The sequence below is a fragment of the Methylomonas montana genome, from assembly GCF_030490285.1.
Classification (GTDB): Bacteria; Pseudomonadota; Gammaproteobacteria; order Methylococcales; family Methylomonadaceae; genus Methylomonas; species Methylomonas montana.
On record NZ_CP129884.1, the window covers coordinates 1115646 to 1131202 of the forward strand.

General features: G+C 53.9%; 18 protein-coding genes. 7 read left to right on the forward strand and 11 right to left on the reverse strand.

From position 1 onward, the window contains the following. Positions 1-186 precede the first annotated feature (186 nt). The 6 genes from QZJ86_RS05395 to QZJ86_RS05420 all read right to left on the reverse strand — a co-directional run bounded on the left by QZJ86_RS05395 (position 187) and on the right by QZJ86_RS05420 (position 5985). On the reverse strand, positions 187-1014 hold the full coding sequence (locus tag QZJ86_RS05395; RefSeq protein ID WP_301937080.1) for a CHAD domain-containing protein: 828 nt from the start codon (positions 1012-1014) through the stop codon (positions 187-189). Between the two features lie 3 nt (positions 1015-1017). After that, complete coding sequence (pssA, locus tag QZJ86_RS05400; protein ID WP_301937082.1) at positions 1018-1758, reverse strand: CDP-diacylglycerol--serine O-phosphatidyltransferase; 741 nt, start codon at positions 1756-1758, stop codon at positions 1018-1020. A 95-nt stretch (positions 1759-1853) separates the two neighbouring features. Next, on the reverse strand, positions 1854-2642 hold the full coding sequence (locus QZJ86_RS05405) for an outer membrane protein OmpK (protein WP_301937084.1): 789 nt from the start codon (positions 2640-2642) through the stop codon (positions 1854-1856). A gap of 68 nt (positions 2643-2710) precedes the next feature. Continuing rightward, positions 2711-3727 carry a ketol-acid reductoisomerase gene (gene ilvC / locus QZJ86_RS05410; protein WP_301937086.1) on the reverse strand — a complete coding sequence of 339 codons (1017 nt, stop codon included), beginning with the start codon at positions 3725-3727 and terminating at the stop codon, positions 2711-2713. Between the two features lie 30 nt (positions 3728-3757). Further along, on the reverse strand, positions 3758-4249 hold the full coding sequence (gene ilvN, locus QZJ86_RS05415) for an acetolactate synthase small subunit (protein WP_301937087.1): 492 nt from the start codon (positions 4247-4249) through the stop codon (positions 3758-3760). Beyond that, positions 4249-5985 carry an acetolactate synthase 3 large subunit gene (locus QZJ86_RS05420; RefSeq protein ID WP_301937089.1) on the reverse strand — a complete coding sequence of 579 codons (1737 nt, stop codon included), beginning with the start codon at positions 5983-5985 and terminating at the stop codon, positions 4249-4251. Before QZJ86_RS05420 ends, ilvN begins: the two co-directional genes overlap by 1 nt. Before the next feature lie 384 nt (positions 5986-6369). On the opposite strand from QZJ86_RS05420, the gene QZJ86_RS05425 reads away from it, so the two are divergent. The 4 genes from QZJ86_RS05425 to QZJ86_RS05440 all read left to right on the forward strand — a co-directional run bounded on the left by QZJ86_RS05425 (position 6370) and on the right by QZJ86_RS05440 (position 9086). Continuing rightward, entirely contained in the window at positions 6370-7464 is a 1095-nt protein-coding gene (locus tag QZJ86_RS05425) for a DUF4194 domain-containing protein (RefSeq protein WP_301937090.1), read from the forward strand. Next, a complete protein-coding gene (locus QZJ86_RS05430; protein WP_301937092.1) occupies positions 7461-7670 on the forward strand; it encodes a DUF3322 domain-containing protein in 210 nt (69 codons plus the stop codon). Before QZJ86_RS05425 ends, QZJ86_RS05430 begins: the two co-directional genes overlap by 4 nt. Next, on the forward strand, positions 7667-8380 hold the full coding sequence (locus QZJ86_RS05435) for a 4'-phosphopantetheinyl transferase family protein (RefSeq protein ID WP_301937094.1): 714 nt from the start codon (positions 7667-7669) through the stop codon (positions 8378-8380). Before QZJ86_RS05430 ends, QZJ86_RS05435 begins: the two co-directional genes overlap by 4 nt. A 289-nt stretch (positions 8381-8669) precedes the next feature. After that, complete coding sequence (locus QZJ86_RS05440; protein WP_301937096.1) at positions 8670-9086, forward strand: hypothetical protein; 417 nt, start codon at positions 8670-8672, stop codon at positions 9084-9086. A 198-nt stretch (positions 9087-9284) separates the two neighbouring features. Here QZJ86_RS05440 and QZJ86_RS05445 read toward each other — a convergent pair whose 3' ends face one another. Further along, positions 9285-10460: an integrase gene (locus QZJ86_RS05445; protein WP_301937097.1), complete on the reverse strand. Its 1176-nt coding sequence runs from the start codon at positions 10458-10460 to the stop codon at positions 9285-9287. A gap of 106 nt (positions 10461-10566) precedes the next feature. Between QZJ86_RS05445 and QZJ86_RS05450 the strand changes: the two genes are divergently transcribed. After that, positions 10567-11460: a class I SAM-dependent methyltransferase gene (locus QZJ86_RS05450; RefSeq protein WP_301937100.1), complete on the forward strand. Its 894-nt coding sequence runs from the start codon at positions 10567-10569 to the stop codon at positions 11458-11460. Here QZJ86_RS05450 and QZJ86_RS05455 read toward each other — a convergent pair. Then, the gene (locus QZJ86_RS05455; RefSeq protein ID WP_301937102.1) at positions 11457-12137 is read right to left on the reverse strand and encodes a response regulator; all 681 of its coding nucleotides are present in this window, start codon (positions 12135-12137) and stop codon (positions 11457-11459) included. The two genes, QZJ86_RS05450 and QZJ86_RS05455, sit on opposite strands and share 4 nt — an antisense overlap. Then, positions 12134-13492 (reverse strand): sensor histidine kinase, encoded by a 1359-nt coding sequence (locus tag QZJ86_RS05460; protein ID WP_301937104.1) that lies wholly within the window; start codon positions 13490-13492, stop codon positions 12134-12136. The genes QZJ86_RS05455 and QZJ86_RS05460 overlap by 4 nt, the downstream gene beginning before the upstream one ends. Positions 13493-13687: 195 nt before the next feature. Between QZJ86_RS05460 and QZJ86_RS05465 the strand changes: the two genes are divergently transcribed. Further along, positions 13688-14143 (forward strand): SRPBCC family protein, encoded by a 456-nt coding sequence (locus QZJ86_RS05465; RefSeq protein ID WP_301937106.1) that lies wholly within the window; start codon positions 13688-13690, stop codon positions 14141-14143. Beyond that, the gene (locus QZJ86_RS05470) at positions 14140-14655 is read left to right on the forward strand and encodes a DUF2380 domain-containing protein (protein ID WP_301937108.1); all 516 of its coding nucleotides are present in this window, start codon (positions 14140-14142) and stop codon (positions 14653-14655) included. The genes QZJ86_RS05465 and QZJ86_RS05470 overlap by 4 nt, the downstream gene beginning before the upstream one ends. A gap of 66 nt (positions 14656-14721) precedes the next feature. Here QZJ86_RS05470 and rpsI read toward each other — a convergent pair whose 3' ends face one another. Next, on the reverse strand, positions 14722-15111 hold the full coding sequence (gene rpsI, locus QZJ86_RS05475) for a 30S ribosomal protein S9 (RefSeq protein ID WP_301937110.1): 390 nt from the start codon (positions 15109-15111) through the stop codon (positions 14722-14724). Positions 15112-15126: 15 nt separating this feature from the next. Continuing rightward, entirely contained in the window at positions 15127-15555 is a 429-nt protein-coding gene (rplM, locus tag QZJ86_RS05480) for a 50S ribosomal protein L13 (protein ID WP_026601904.1), read from the reverse strand. Positions 15556-15557: the final 2 nt, after the last annotated feature.

Here is a 15557-nt window from a genome sequence, read left to right on the forward strand (position 1 = left end):
GCGAACGACAATCTGCCGGGGGCCGGCACGGAGGCTACAACTGGAGAAAAGATGATAGTCTGATTGTTCATGGTCGGGAACTATACTGCATTGCCGGCCATGGCTCAAGCCTCCGGTAGTTTTACGTGCTGGTAGAGCGCTTGCTAGGAAACGATCCGCCTGGCGGCAGCGTTAAACGTCGGCAATTTAGACCGAATCGCTCTCCCGCCAAAATCCGAAAATCTCCTCGCGATGCAGCATGAACTCGTCGATCAGTGCTTGCAGCTGCTTTTGGTAATATTCCTTGATGGCTGGCGGTACAGCGGCTAAAAAAAATATCTCCAGCGTTTGCAATAACACCGTGGCGTTTTGAATATCGCCCATCCGAGTCAAATAGCGTTGCAAGTGTTTGGAATGGTCTTCCGGCAGATCGGTAATGATCGCTTGCACCGAAATCAGTAAATAGCGCAATTTTTTAACGGCGATGCGCAGGTGATGGATACTGGCCAGATCGCGAGGATCGATCACCTGGTAACGGTTTATCGTGTCGGCATAGACCTTATCGATAGCCGCGAGCAAGGCGGCGTGCAGATCGGTATCGGCAGTCCGTGCTTTAAACCGATTGCCGATTTTCACGATTTTTCGGCGTAGCTTCGGTTGATAGAGGCCGGCGACCAGCGACTGGCTTTCCGCCAATAATTGCTGTTCGCGCCGATGCAAATGGGCTAGAAAGGGTTCGAGCTCGGGTAATGCTGGCATCGTTTTAGCAATCTCGAACAGCATCACCTGAGTATCGCGTAGCTCATCGAAACCGTCGAGCTGGTTTTTCAGGGTTTTGCGGATGCGGCGCAATGCGGGTTGCGGCTGCAAGGCTTGCAGCAATTCGATCAGCGCCAGCAAACGCCGGGTGCTGACGCGTAATTCGTGGACGTTATCTTCGTTGGCAGTTTGGCGGCAGGCTTTCAGGCGTTTACGGTATTTGCGCCAAAGTTTGTCCAGCGCGTCGATCAGTAATTTGCCGCCATGTTTGGCCATACTTTAATTTTTTCGGCTTTGCAGCTTACGTTTGCGCAAAACCAGCGTCACGATCGGACCGGACAGAGCGTAGCCGACCGATAGCAGGAACAACATGCGTTGCGGCTGGGCCAGGATGAAGCTGATCACCAGCATCGCGATGATGGTGACGATGAACGGCACTTTGTTTTTAAAATCGATTTCCTTAAAGCTGGAATATCGGAAATTGCTGACCATCAGCAGGCCGGTGCAGATGGTGGTGACCAGTACCAGATATTTGATGTTTTCCACGTCGTAGCCGTTCTCGATGCAGAACCAAAGGCCGCCGGCCGGAATCGCCGCCGCAGCCGGGCTGGGCAAGCCTTGAAAATAACGCTTATCGGCGACTTCTACTTGGGTGTTGAAGCGCGCCAGGCGCAACGCGCCGCCAGCCATGTGCACGAAAGCCGCGAACAAACCGGCTTGGCCCATGCTGGATAATGTCCACAGATACATCACCACCGCCGGCGCCACGCCGAACGACACCATGTCTGACAAGCTGTCGTATTGCACGCCGAATTCGCTTTGAGTATTGGTGAGCCGGGCCACGCGGCCGTCCAGGCCGTCCAGTACCATCGCGATGAACATCGAAATCGCCGCCGTTTCGAACCGACCGTTAATCGCCGAGGTGATCGCGTAAAATCCTGCAAACATGGCGCCGGTGGTGAACAGATTGGGCAGTAAGTAAATGCCACGATGACGCGTAAGCGGTTGCTTCTTGATCATAATGTGTCTACAAAGGTTGAAAAGTTGGCGGCATTGTACATGCTGAATATGACAGCCGCTTAACTAAATGTTCAGCATTTTTGCGGCATTCGGCGTCAGAATTTCCAGAGCAGCAAGGCTTGCGGCGCGTTGTCGTGCAGGCCTTTGATGCCGTATTTGTTGTGCCAGTATTGGTATTCGATGCCCAGATACAGGTGATTGCCGTTGCCCCAGAAATCGCCGATATCGAGCCGTAACTGAGGTTGCGCCAAGGCCTGGCGGGCGGCGGTGTGGTTACTGCCGATGAAATCGGCAAAACCCTCGAGCGACCATTTCGTGCCGGCAATCTGAAATGGCAATTTCCAAACCGGGGTGATTTGCCAGGAGGTGCCGATGTCGGCGGTTTCGGTGACGCGCTGGCGCAGGAAATCGATGTTGAAATAATCGAACCCAGGCAAATCCAGGTCGACGGTCACCCCATACAGCCAGGCTCGGAAGCCGCTTTGCCGGTTGTCCATGTTTTCACCCAAATTAACACCGCCAGTGACTCCAAAATCCTTAAGTATGCCGAACGACAAATCGCGCTCGAGTATTTTGCCTACGCTGAAGGTGCTGTAAGCTTCGCCGTACAGATTGATTTGCGAGGGCTGGCCGGCTTCGCTGAACAGCGTGTCCATGAAGAAAAAATTCCGTCCGTAAGCCCAGCCGTGCGCATGGGTGATGGTAATGATCGACTGGCTGACATCCTGGGGATTGAAGGGTTCGTTATAATTGGCGCCGTGCAGATATTGGATTTCGCTGTTGCTCCATTGCATAAAATCGGCGGCGTAAGGGCTAGCGGGCAGCACTAAGGCAGCAGCCATTAGGGTGGCGTTCAGTTGAGTCGAGCGGGGCGAATCTGGCATTCTAGGCAATTTCCTGCGGGCAAAAAAAAGCCCATCGTCAAGATGGGCTTTAATCCTAGTCGACAAAATTAGTTTTTGCTTTTATCGACGATTTGGTTGGCCTTGATCCAAGGCATCATCGCCCGCAGCTTGGCGCCAACGACTTCGATCGGATGTTCGGCATTCAGGCGGCGTCTGGCAGTCATTTCAGGGTAGCCGGTTTGGCCTTCCAGAATGAATTGCTTGGCGTATTTGCCTTGTTGAATGTCTTCCAACGCTTGTTTCATCGCCCAGCGGCTTTCTTCGTTGATCACGCGCGGGCCGGTGACGTATTCGCCATATTCCGCGTTGTTGGAGATCGAGTAGTTCATGTTGGCGATGCCGCCTTCGTACATCAAATCCACGATCAGTTTCAGTTCGTGCAGGCACTCGAAATAGGCCATTTCAGGTGGGTAGCCCGCTTCGGTCAGGGTTTCGAAACCGGCTTTAACCAGTTCCACCGCGCCGCCGCACAATACCGCTTGCTCGCCGAACAAATCGGTTTCGGTTTCGTCGCGGAAGGTGGTTTCGATGATGCCGGAACGGCCGCCACCGATCGCGGAAGCATAAGACAAGCAGATGGCTTTGGCCATGCCGGAAGCGTCTTGATGAATCGCGATCAAATCGGGAATGCCGCCGCCTTTGACAAACTCGGAACGCACGGTGTGACCGGGGGCTTTCGGCGCGATCATGATCACGTCCAGGTCGGCGCGCGGCACGACTTGGTTGTACAGAATCGCGAAGCCGTGAGCGAACGCCAGCGCCGCGCCTTGCTTGATGTTCGGTTCGATTTCTTCTTTGTACAGTTTGGATTGGAATTCGTCCGGGGTCAGAATCATCACCACGTCGGCGCCGGCGATGGCTTCCGGTACGTCTTTTACGGTCAAGCCGCTGGCTTGGGCTTTGGCGACGGACGCTGAACTGGCGCGCAAACCCACCACCACATCAACGCCGGAAGCTTTCAGGTTGTTGGCGTGAGCGTGACCTTGCGAACCGTAACCGATGATGGCTACTTTTTTGCTTCTGATGACAGAAAGGTCGGCGTCTTTATCGTAATAAACTTGCATAGGTTTTCTCGTTGCTGGGTAAATTAAAAGTTATAGGTGTAAGCCTTTTTCGCCGCGCGAGATGCCGGTCGGCCCGGAGCGCGCCACTTCGATGATGCTGCCTTCCTCGAAGCCGTGGATGAAGGCGTCCAGTTTGTTGGATTGGCCGGTCATTTCCACCACGTAGCTGTTGGGCGTCACGTCAATAATCTTGCCGCGGAAAATATCGACCATGCGTTTGACTTCCTCGCGGGTGTCGTGGCTGGTTTTAATCTTGACCAGCATCAGCTCGCGCTCGATATGCGCCGATTCCGCCAGATCGATCAATTTGACCACGTCGATCAGTTTGTTCAACTGTTTGGTGATCTGCTCGATGATTTCATCGCTGCCGCTGGTGACCAGAGTCATCCGCGACAGGCTGGGGTCTTCGGTCGGGGCCACGGTCAGCGACTCGATATTATAACCGCGCGCGGAGAACAGGCCCGCGACGCGCGACAGCGCACCGGCTTCGTTTTCGATCAAAATAGAAATGATATGTCTCATTATGACAACTCCCTGTCTACCGGTGTGCCGGGCGCGACTCTCAGTTTCATGTCGTGATGGCCTTTGCCTGCTTCAATCATGGGGTAAACGTTTTCAGTACGGTCGGTGATGAAGTCCAGGAATACGGTTCTGTCCTTCATTGCGAAAGCCTGTTTCAACGCATCGCGTACTTCCTCCGGTTTTTCGATACGCATGCCGACATGGCCGTAAGCTTCCGCCAGTTTCACGAAATCCGGAATGGTGTCCATATAAGAATGCGAATAACGGCTTTGGTAGGAAAACTCCTGCCACTGCCGGACCATGCCCATGTAGCGGTTGTTCAGGTTGACGATTTTCACCGGCGTTTTGTATTGCAACGCAGTGGACAACTCCTGAATACACATCTGGATACTGGCTTCGCCGGTGATACAGGCGACGTCGGCGTCCGGAAACGCCAGCTTCACGCCGATCGCCGCCGGCAGGCCGAAGCCCATCGTACCCAGGCCGCCGGAGTTGATCCAGCGCCTTGGTTTGTCGAAATGATAATACTGCGCCGCGTACATTTGGTGCTGACCGACGTCGGAGGTCACGTAAGCATCGCCGCGGGTGACTTCGTAGAGTTGCTCAACGACATACTGCGGCTTGATGATCCGGCTTTCTCGATCGTATTCCAGGCACTTAACATCGCGCCAGCTTTGAATCAGCTGCCACCAGGATTCCAGCGCCGATTTCGATGGCTTGATTTTGCTTTCCTTGACCAGCTCGATCATTTGTTCCAAGACCGGTTTGACTTCGCCGACAATGGGTACGTCGACCTTAACGGTTTTGGAGATCGAAGCTGGGTCGACATCGATATGGATGATTTTCGCGTAAGGGCAGAACTCGGTCAGCTTGCCGGTGACACGGTCGTCGAAACGGGCACCGACCGCTAGGATCACGTCGCTCTCGTGCATCGCCATATTGGCTTCGTAAGTACCGTGCATACCCAACATGCCGACGAATTGTTTGTCGGTGGCCGGATAGCCGCCCAAGCCCATCAGCGTGTTGGTGATCGGATAGCCCAACATCTGGGTTAGTTCGGTCAATTCCCGGTGGCCCTCGCCTAAAATCACGCCGCCGCCCGAATAAATCATTGGCCGTTGCGCGTTCAGCAGCATCTCTACCGCACGCTTGATCTGGCCCTTATGGCCGGTGACGACCGGATTGTAAGAGCGCATCACGACTTTTTTCGGGTACTTATACGGCACCTTGATGTTAGGGTCGGTAATGTCCTTGGGCACGTCGACCAGCACCGGGCCGGGCCGGCCGGTGGTTGCCACGTAAAAAGCCTTTTTCATGGTCTCGGCGAGATCGTTGACGTCTTTGACCAAGAAGTTGTGTTTCACGCAGGGGCGGGTGATGCCGACCGTATCGACTTCCTGGAAGGCGTCGCTGCCGATCACCGGCGAAGGCACTTGTCCCGAGATGATCACCATCGGAATGGAATCCATGTACGCGGTGGCAATGCCGGTGACGGCGTTGGTGGCGCCGGGGCCGGAGGTGACCAGCACCACGCCGGGTTTGCCGGTAGCGCGTGCGTAAGCGTCCGCCGCATGGGCCGCCGCTTGCTCGTGCCTCACCAGGATGTGTTTTACGTCGTCTTGATGGAAAATGGCATCGTAGATGTGCAAGACAGAGCCACCCGGATAGCCAAATACAAATTCGACACCTTCATCTTTAAGACATTGGACAAGGATATGTCCGCCACTGAGTTCCAATTTTACATCCTCAAAAAACTAATCAAGTCGGGAAATACTAATTTAACAAAAAAGGTTGGATAAGCTACTGTCTTTGGACGTGTTCGTCAAGGAAAACCAAGGATTTTGCTTGGGTTTTGAGCGTCGATTCGTCTCTTATCGATCTCGTTGCCCGAAATTTGACCGATTCGGTAGTCCGTCGAACGTTAGTCCGTCGAACGTTAGTCCGGTCTGTCTTTTCATAAGCAGTTTACCCTGCGACAATGGTTTATAGGTTCTCGAGCGGTCAGCAGTTAGTGAAGCTCTTCTCGTAGTTGATCCGACTTCCTGCCTGAAACGGGCAGTTCGATTTCTCCGCCTCTTCCCCGTAAAATGCCTGCCTTTACCCAAGCTATTCCAAACGCGATGACAGACACCGAGCTCGAAGCCGCACCCCAATACGACTTGTCGACAGTCGTAATCCCATTGCTGAAAGGCGTGATCTACCAGGAAGGCGATGTCGGGCCGTGGAATGCGCTTCTTAAAGTGCAGGCGCGCTTGCGCGATTATGTCGCGGTATTGGGCTTGGAGTTGATGCTGGACGAGGCCGAGGGCTATGCGTTTTTGCGCTCGCGGCAGGCGGCGGAAGATGACGAGGATGTCGCGCCGAAATTGCGCCGACTGGTGCTGAGTCGCGAGGACATTGTCAAGCTGATCCGGGTGTTTTTACCGCAGAACAGCAACGAGGTGCGGCTGATCGATCAAATCGAAACCCGTATCAACAGAGTGGTCGAACTGGGATTTCTGCGCGGGCTGAAGACAGTGCCGGGTCAAGCGGCGACCTTTGAGGTGCGGCGAATTCTGAAGGATTTCGTCGATGCGCAATGGCTGTCCGAATTCGATGCCCGGCTGGCGGAATATCAAACGCAACTGGCCGGTGGTGTGGGGGGGCAACGAATGCTTTGTTCGATTTTGAGGGCCTCGCTCCGGCATGGCGGTAGCGTGGATAAGCGCAGCGCATCCGCCAAATTTAAACTTCGACAGGTGGATGCGCTGCGCTTATCCGCCCATTTTGATTTGCGCGATACCACCTCCAGGGAGAGAGCTGGGCGAGGTCGCCAACTTCCAGTCGCAACTGGTGCCCGACGCCGACCCGACGTGCGCGATTTTCAGTCCGAGCTGCGGGCCTGCGCCGAGGGAGCGCTGACCGGTTCCGAGGACGACAACGAACACGAGCATTATTCGGATTCCGGTGGCAAATCCGGCGGTCAAAAGGAGGCACTGGCTTACACTATGCTGGCGGCTAGCTTGGCTTATCAATTTGGACTGGAATGGGGCGCGGTGCATTCGCGTTTGTTCCGCTTCGTGGTGATCGACGAGTCCTTCGGCCGTGGCTCCGACGCATCGGCTCAGTGCGGTTTGCGGCTGTTTGCCCAGTTGAATCTGCAATTGCTGATCGTCACGTCGTTGCAGAAGATTCATATCCTCGAACCTTTTCCGGCCTGTTTCCGCTGCGCATGACCTTGATACAACCCTGCACCCCGCAATTATCCGCCGACTTTGCCGCTGCCCGCAGTTGGGCGGAAAACCGGCAAAGTACCGACAGCCGCATTTTTCAAATCGCATGGCGCGACATCAATCACCACCAGCTGGGCCGCAACCAATTGCTGGCTGCGATGCTGGAGACTGCTAAAACGGCTGCGGCTTGCCGCGAGGCGGAGCGATGAACGCGCATTTTGTCGATGTCTGGCAAGGCAGGCTCAATTTACCGGCCGAAACGCTTGGGCGCTTGGACTTGCTGTTATCGGAAGACGAAAGGTCCAAGGCGCAATCGTTCAAGTTCCCGCATCTGCGTGATCGATATATCGCCGCGCGCGGCATGCTCAGGCAAACTCTGGCCGGTTATCTAGCCGCCGATCCGGCCGGTTTAAGATTCGTAACGGGCGATTACGGTAAGCCTGCTTTGGCTGGCGACGCCTTGCATTTCAACGTTTCGCACACGGCTGACGCGCTAATAATCGCTATAGCCGACATAGCCGACATAGCCGACATCGGCGTCGATATAGAGACCGTCAAACCGCATCGCAATCTGGATAGTCTGGCCGAGCGCTGCTTTTCAGAACGGGAATACCGGGGATGGCGGCAGTTGGCGGAGGATGAACAGTTATTGGTTTTTTATCGTTTGTGGACCAAAAAAGAGGCGTTCGTCAAAGCCGTCGGCCGGGGAATTGCGGTGGGGGTCGAACGTTGCGAATTCGAGTGGGTTCGCGACGGCCGCTTGCTTGCCATTCCCGCCGAATACGGCCCGGCCGCCGCGTGGAGAGTGCATGAGCTGGAGGTCGATGCCGGCTTTAGCGCGGCCTTGGTGACGCCGGATGCTCGATACGATTTGCGGCACTTAATGCTTGGCAGGGATTTAGACGGATTTCAGCGCTAGTTATAGTCGGATCGGATTTGCAAATTTCTGTGTCGCCGGTTTTGTCCGTGATCGCTTATATCGCTATTGAATTTGCCGGTTTTGTTGGCTTTGTAACAATCATCTTGCGCCCGGATTAAGGTTCTGGCGTTTCGAAAATTCAATTCCACTCGTCAATTGTTATCAATTCCTGGCTTTCAGCCCTAAAGCGATGGTTGCCGCCACGGCTTTGCCTATTTACCGACGACACAATATGTTGGAATAGGTTTTGCTGTGTAGTTGAAAACGGGTTTCTTAAAAAGAGGTTGATATGAGCATACACATTGCATCCATGATGCCTGATCGCGCGCTAGATGAGAGTGCAATCGGCAAAGCCATCGTTAAAACGGCCATTGATTTGGCGAGATTGCGCGACCATGCCTTACAAAAGCGGGCGCCGATATTGGATCTGGTTTTCTTATTGCCCAGTCGGCAGGAAAAGGCCGATTTCGAAGGTTTGCGTCTGCACTCGTTCGACCAGTCTTCTCAGATCCTGAAAATAGAATCGGCCATACCGGAAAAAATGGTGGCATCGACCCACGCCGAACGCTTCGTCTTAGCGGTTATCCTGGACGCCATCGATGCCGCCGCCGAGTTTTTCATCGAACAGCGAATATTGTTCGATGCGGCGGGCCATTTGGCGCTGGTGGAATCGTTGGCGGCACGGGAGCAATATGCCATTAATTGATGGTAGGACTTGCTAAGTGGGGGATTGCACTAAAAAAGCCGCGATAAGCGGCTTTTTTTCGTTTCGGGATAAGCTTGATTGCCAAGATTTGTTGCGGGAAGATGCGGCAAGTTTTGGCCTTGGTTAAATAAAAATAAAACAGGCTGCATCCCATTCATTTTAGCGCGTATTGCCTCATAGAAAAAGGTAACCGAAGGGTCAAAGTCGTTGCCTCACATTAGAGGTAACCTGGACTTGTGAAAAGATGAGTTTCAATTGTTGCTCAATGGCGGCCTTGAGAGCAAATGGATTGAGCTTGGTATGGTACTCTCTGAGAGCCTGTTTGGTGGATTCAGGAATATCAGTATGATCGAGAACCCTTTGGTAAGGCGTTTGCGGCACGTGGTATTTTTTAACGATCTTGGCGCCGTCTCGGTGTTTTTTCTGGAGTTTCAGACTGGGACAGAAGTGATTCTGCAACGGGCACCAAAGCGTGCTGTAGACCTCATTCATCAACGGCACCAGCACGGCGTTATCCAGCCGGTCGTAGCCGAATAATTGCCTGGCGTGGGTCCAGTTTTTCTGTTCGACGTGGGCATTGTCGTTTTTCTTGTAGGGCCTGGAGCGGGTAAAGGCGGGCTGTTGCGGATGATCGGTGAAATAGCGCAGTAAATGCTGGTTGAGAAATTCCGAGCCGTTATCACAATCGAAGCCTTTCAAAGGGAACGGCAACAGGTTCTCGATGGCCTGAATCTGTTCCAGGACGCCTTGCGAGCCCTTGTTCCAAGTGGCCCGGCATTCGGTCCAGCCGGTGACGATATCCGTCATCGTCAGACTCCAGACGAAATCGCCGGCCAGCGAATTGCCACAGTGAGCCACGGTATCAGCTTCGACGAAGCCGGGCTGGGTTTCGTCCCAATGATGGGTGCGGATGGGAATTTGGGTTTTCAGCAGCGAGCCGGGTTTGGTGCCGGACAACCCCTTTGGATGCTGGACGCGCAGGGGTTTGAGCAGGCGATCCAGGGTGGCCGCCGACACTTTGAGCAAGTCGGCGCGCACGCCATCCGCCAAGGGGCCGTATTGATCTTCGTAGTGAGGCAGCCAGATCGGTATCGCCGCCTTTAGTCGTTTGCCGCACAGTTGATCGCTGGCGAACCAGATGCGTTTCAGCGGCTCCAGCAACACCTCGGCTTGATATTTTCGCTTGGGCCCGGGGCGTTTGGTTGGAGAAGCGGCGGGCTTGGCTTTTCGATTCAGCAAACGAATGGCGTACTTGCGGGCGTAGCCGCAGACTTCGCAAAACTCGTTCAGGATCGTTTGTTTCGTGGCCCTATCGCTTTGTCGATAGCGCTTTTGGATCGCTTGTAAATAGGCTCGTCGTTCGTGTTTTCCCATGGTGGTAACCCGTTTTATTTCGGTTACACACAATGTGAGGCAACGACCTGTTTTTATTGACCCCTTGGGTTACTTTTAATTTGAGGCAATTCGTAGCGAGGTGTTCATGATTCGAGCTAGTCTAGTCTTGGCGATGCTTGCCGCACTCTCGGCTTGTTCGCCGTCGGGGGACGAGTCTACTACCAGCGCCAAGCATGGCGCATCAGTTGCCATGGCGAATACCGATCCGGCGCCGCTGGCGCTGGATGCCGTGCTCGCCGGCGGCTGGCGGGAACCGGCCAATGTGGCTCGCGATGTCTGGCGGCATCCGGCGCAGACTTTGGCATTCTTTGGCGTCAATCCCAATCAGACCGTCATTGAAATTACGCCGGGCGGCGGCTGGTATGCCGAGATTCTGGCGCCTTTGTTACGTGAAAAAGGGCATTACGTCGCTGCTGTGATGGAGCCGGAGAGCGCTACCAGCGACGGCGAGAAGCGCTATTACGCGAAACAGATTGACACCTTAATGAGAAAATTTGCGACCGAGCCGAAAGTTTATAGCGACCCGGAAATTCGTCGATTCGATCAGAGCAAGCCTGTATTGGGTAAGCCCGGATCGGTCGACGTGGTACTGAGCTTTCGTAATGTCCACAACTGGCGCGGCTTGGGTAGCGTCGAGGCCATGTTTCAGGGCTTTTTCGACGTCCTTAAGCCCGGCGGCATCCTGGGGCTAGTCGAGCATCGGGCAAAAGGCGACGTCGGGGGAGACGATGGCTCGGGTTATGTCGGCCAGAATCAAGTGGTGGCCTGGGCAAACGCCGCGGGTTTTGTGCTAGAGGCGTCCAGCGAGATCAATGCCAATCCGGCTGATACCAAGGACCACGAGGCCGGCGTATGGAGCCTGCCACCAACCATGAGTCTGGGAGACAAGGATAGAGATAAATACGCAGCCATTGGCGAAAGCGATCGGATGACATTGCGCTTTCGTAAACCCGTAGCCTTGGCAGACGTTACGCGTTAAATATTGGTTTCAACAGGTGTTCCCAGTTCCAAAAGACTTATCACGTTCAACTTGATCGCCAGCCGCGTCAACTCGATATCGCTGCTAACGCTCAATTTTCGCTTAATCAGGTAATGGCAGTTGCCGACCGTCTTCGGGCTAATGTTGAGTATTTTTGCGATATCGTCCGGCGATTTGGCTTCGACCAGCAGGCGCAGAATTTCGAATTCTCGAGCGGTCAAGCTATCCAGGGCGATGGCTTCGCCGCAGAGTTTTTCCAGCGCCAGGGCTTGAGCGATGTCGGTGCTGAGGATATGCCGGCCGGCGTAGACTTCGCGAATGGCATAGAGCAATACGTCCGGCGCGCTGCTTTTGGTAACGTAGCCCAAGGCCCCGGCGCGGCAAGTTTGCAACGCAAAACTGGGGTTTTGGTGCATGCTGAACACCAGTATTTTGGCGTTTGCGTCGCGGTGCTTGATGCGGCTGATCACTTCCAAGCCGCTTAAGCCCGGCATGGTCAAATCGGTGATCACTACATCCGGTTGGCACTCTTTGTATAAGCGATAGGCGTCGGTGCCGTTCGCGGCTTCGGCTATCACTTGCAAGTCTGCTTGCTTGCTGATTAACGAGCGGTATCCTTCCCGGACAATCGCGTGATCGTCTACCAGTAATACAGTGATCTTGGTTTGGCTGTTCATCGGCTTGCTTGCGGCGAAAGTAAGGGTAAGCGAATCTGGATGATCAAGCCGTGCGGCTCGGCTATCTGCAACGAGAATTGGCCATTTAAGGCCAGTACGCGTTCGCGCATGCCCAGCAAACCGATGCCGGATCTATTGGCAAAATTCAGGCTGTTCGCGACGCCGTCATCTTCTATCGTCATCAAGATATTGTCGGTGTCGATGGTCAGGGATAGATCGGCTCGATTGGCCGAAGCATGCTTGGCGATATTGCTGATCGCTTCTTGGGCGATGCGGAATAGGCTGATAGCCGTGGCTTCGGGTAATGGCATGCTGTCGCCGGCGATTTTCAAACTATAACGGGTTATGCCATGATCAAGCTGGTTCCAGCGCGCCACCAGGCTACGCAGGCTGGCCTCCAGGCCTAGCTCGTCCAATTCTGCGGGGCGCAGTTGGGTCAATAAGTCCCGTACGCTATTTTGCATAACCTGGGTAAATCGGCCAATTTGCTCGGCTTCCGGTATCAGCTGCGGGCATTGCCGCTCGGCGGTCTGGGTGACCGATGCGGCGACGGCGCGGATTGCGGTCAGGCATTGGCCGAGCTCGTCATGCAGCTCTCGCGCCAGATGGCGGCGTTCCTCTTCCTGTAAATTCATCAACATCACTGCCAGTTTTTGGCGTTCGTCCAATAGCTGTTGCTGATTGTTTGCGAGCCGATTGATGGCCTCTGCGGTTTGCCGCCATTCGATTAACTCGAAATCCGGCAGGCGGTAGCTCAATTCGCCGAGGCTCAGCCGCTTCAGTCCGGCGACGATGGCTTGGGCCGGACGGAGGGAACGGCTGACGGTTAGATACACCAATAGGCATACCGATGTGACGGTGATTAGCGATAGTCCGAATAAATGCCGGACATTTTCCCAGGCGCGGGCCATCGCCATTTCCGTGCTAACCGATACGGTCAGTACGCCATAAACTTGGTGGTTGTAAACGACCTGGCGTTCCTTGCTGAAATCCGGTTTGAAAAGTTGCCGGTACAGCATTTCAAAGGCTCTGGGCCACTGGTGGCTGGGCAAGTCGATGCCTTTGCATAGGCTGCGCGTCGTATTGCCGTCGATTGACTGGTAGCGAACGCAAATTCCGGGTTCGCTACCGGTCTGTTTCCATAAGTCAAAGTCCGGAAACGGCTTGGTCGGCCTGTCGCCGGCGCCGATGCTTAATAATTGAAACTCCAATTGCTTGGCTAGCGACATTAGCGTGTTCTGAGCCAGCGTTGCCGACTGTTGGCCGCTGAAATGCAATACATAGGCAATCGTCGCCAACAGGCAAATCAAGGCGACTGCGGTAATCCGAGATAACAAGTGCAATTTTAGATTCATGATCCGCCTGTTCGGATGCTGGGAAACTGACTGTTCCAGTATCAGCCGCATTGTAGGTAGTCGCGGATGCGCTGCATAGGCTGCCGGCTAAATGCGGGCAAATTGCCCGTGTTTGCCGGGCAAATATCGGCTTACCAGCGACGTTTGAAAGTCTAGGCTAAGGTCTCCGAAATTAATTAAGCAGGAGATTGAGAAATGATCGAGTCAGTGAATGTCAGTAAAACCATGCAGGTCCCAGCTAAGCGGGTGTGGACTGCGATAGCCGGTATCGGCGGTCTAGATCGGTGGTTTCCGGTGATTGCCGCTTGTCGGGTGATTGGCAGCGGCGTCGGTGCGATGCGGATTTTAACGTTGGCGGCGGGAGGGGAAATAAAAGACCGGATCGAGCTAATCGATCATCAGCGCAGATGTTTTCAGTACAACCGTATCGAATCGCCGTTTCCGGCCAGCCATTATTTGGGTACGGTGACAGTCAACGAAGCTTCTGATGGTGGCAGCGAAATCTCCTGGGCGGTGGAGATCGACGTGGCAGAGGCGCAGCGCGACGAATTGCTTGTTTTTATACGGCAGGCGCTGGCGGGCGGTATAGTTGGTTTGGAGCAGGAGTTACAGGCGTCTGAGGAAACGATTTCGGCTGAGGGGGTGGTATGAATAGCGTTAAATCGGCCGGATGGTTGTGGGCTGCCGGTATCTTATTCAGTGTGGAGGCTAGCGCCTCGCCGCCGCGCATAGCTGTGTTGGATTTCGAGCTCAACGACATTACGTCCTTACCCAATACGCCAGCGGAACGGCAGCGTACAGCGACAATGGCGCCTCTATTGAGCGAAGCCTTAAGTAGGGCAGGCGATTATCAAATTGCGGCTATCGATGCCGATAGCCAGAAGGCAGCCAACGCCAGTTTCGGCTATCTGTTTCGATTCCACGATCTGGCGGCGCAATTAGGGCAGCGGCAGGGCGTCGACTGGATCATCGTCAGCCAGCATAGCAAGCCCAGTTTTTTGTTTTCGTATCTGTGGGTGTATTTGATCGATGTGAAAAAACAAGTTTCGGTTGCCCGTTACGACATCGAGTTAAAAGGCAATCATTCAAAAGTCACTCAGCACGGTATCGAGGCGCTGGCTGAAAAAATAGAAGCGACGCTTGCCGGGTATAACGGCTCTTAGCGAAGATAGGCAGGCACAAAAAAAGCCGCTTGATAGCGGCTTTCTGCTGTTCCCAATAAGAAACGCTTAACGTTTTGAGTATTGAGGACGTTTTCTGGCGCCGTGCAAACCGATTTTTTTACGTTCGACTTCACGAGCGTCGCGGGTGACATAACCGGCTTTTCTCAGTGATGGTCTTAAGGTTTCGTCGAATACCATCAGTGCGCGGGTCAGACCGTGACGGATCGCGCCAGCTTGGCCTGAAGGGCCGCCGCCGGTGACGATGATGTTGACGTCGAAATCGCCGGTTTTGCCTAATAATTCCAGAGGCTGTCTGGCAATCATTTCGTCGGTTTTGCGGCCAAAATATTGTTCAACAGGGAGTTTGTTGATGGTGAATTTTCCTGAACCGATGGTGGCGTAGACGCGAGCGATTGCGCTTTTGCGACGACCTGTTCCGTAGTATTGAGCTGCCATAAACTATCTACCTGCTTAGAATTCTAAAACTTTAGGTTGCTGAGATTGATGATTATGCTCAGAACCTGCGTAAACTTTCAATTTTTTGAACATGGCGCGACCCAATGGATTTTTGGGAAGCATGCCTTGTACGGCGGTGGTGATGATTCTGTCCGGGAAAGTTTGTCTTAACTTGCCCAAAGAAGCGGACTTCATGTTACCAACATAGCCAGTATGGTGATAGTACATTTTGTCTTTTTCTTTGTTGCCGGTTACGCCAATTTTCTCGGCGTTGATCACAATGATGTAATCGCCGGTGTCAACGTGTGGTGTGAATTCGGGTTTGTGTTTTCCGCGAAGACGTCGTGCAATTTCAGTAGCAAGGCGACCTAATGTCTTTCCTTCTGCATCAATCACGTACCAATCGCGCTTAACTTCTGCGGGCTTTGCACTAAATGTTTTCATCT

Excerpts from the sequence above, each read along its gene's own strand:
- QZJ86_RS05395 (WP_301937080.1), bottom strand. The coding sequence starts at position 1,014 with ATGGCCAAACATGGCGGCAAATTACTGATCGACGCGCTGGACAAACTT.
- pssA (WP_301937082.1), bottom strand. The coding sequence starts at position 1,758 with ATGATCAAGAAGCAACCGCTTACGCGTCATCGTGGCATTTACTTACTG.
- QZJ86_RS05405 (WP_301937084.1), bottom strand. The coding sequence starts at position 2,642 with ATGCCAGATTCGCCCCGCTCGACTCAACTGAACGCCACCCTAATGGCT.
- ilvC (WP_301937086.1), bottom strand. The coding sequence starts at position 3,727 with ATGCAAGTTTATTACGATAAAGACGCCGACCTTTCTGTCATCAGAAGC.
- ilvN (WP_301937087.1), bottom strand. The coding sequence starts at position 4,249 with ATGAGACATATCATTTCTATTTTGATCGAAAACGAAGCCGGTGCGCTG.
- QZJ86_RS05425 (WP_301937090.1), top strand. The coding sequence starts at position 6,370 with ATGACAGACACCGAGCTCGAAGCCGCACCCCAATACGACTTGTCGACA.
- QZJ86_RS05430 (WP_301937092.1), top strand. The coding sequence starts at position 7,461 with ATGACCTTGATACAACCCTGCACCCCGCAATTATCCGCCGACTTTGCC.
- QZJ86_RS05435 (WP_301937094.1), top strand. The coding sequence starts at position 7,667 with ATGAACGCGCATTTTGTCGATGTCTGGCAAGGCAGGCTCAATTTACCG.
- QZJ86_RS05440 (WP_301937096.1), top strand. The coding sequence starts at position 8,670 with ATGAGCATACACATTGCATCCATGATGCCTGATCGCGCGCTAGATGAG.
- QZJ86_RS05445 (WP_301937097.1), bottom strand. The coding sequence starts at position 10,460 with ATGGGAAAACACGAACGACGAGCCTATTTACAAGCGATCCAAAAGCGC.
- QZJ86_RS05450 (WP_301937100.1), top strand. The coding sequence starts at position 10,567 with ATGATTCGAGCTAGTCTAGTCTTGGCGATGCTTGCCGCACTCTCGGCT.
- QZJ86_RS05455 (WP_301937102.1), bottom strand. The coding sequence starts at position 12,137 with ATGAACAGCCAAACCAAGATCACTGTATTACTGGTAGACGATCACGCG.
- QZJ86_RS05460 (WP_301937104.1), bottom strand. The coding sequence starts at position 13,492 with ATGAATCTAAAATTGCACTTGTTATCTCGGATTACCGCAGTCGCCTTG.
- QZJ86_RS05465 (WP_301937106.1), top strand. The coding sequence starts at position 13,688 with ATGATCGAGTCAGTGAATGTCAGTAAAACCATGCAGGTCCCAGCTAAG.
- QZJ86_RS05470 (WP_301937108.1), top strand. The coding sequence starts at position 14,140 with ATGAATAGCGTTAAATCGGCCGGATGGTTGTGGGCTGCCGGTATCTTA.
- rpsI (WP_301937110.1), bottom strand. The coding sequence starts at position 15,111 with ATGGCAGCTCAATACTACGGAACAGGTCGTCGCAAAAGCGCAATCGCT.
- rplM (WP_026601904.1), bottom strand. The coding sequence starts at position 15,555 with ATGAAAACATTTAGTGCAAAGCCCGCAGAAGTTAAGCGCGATTGGTAC.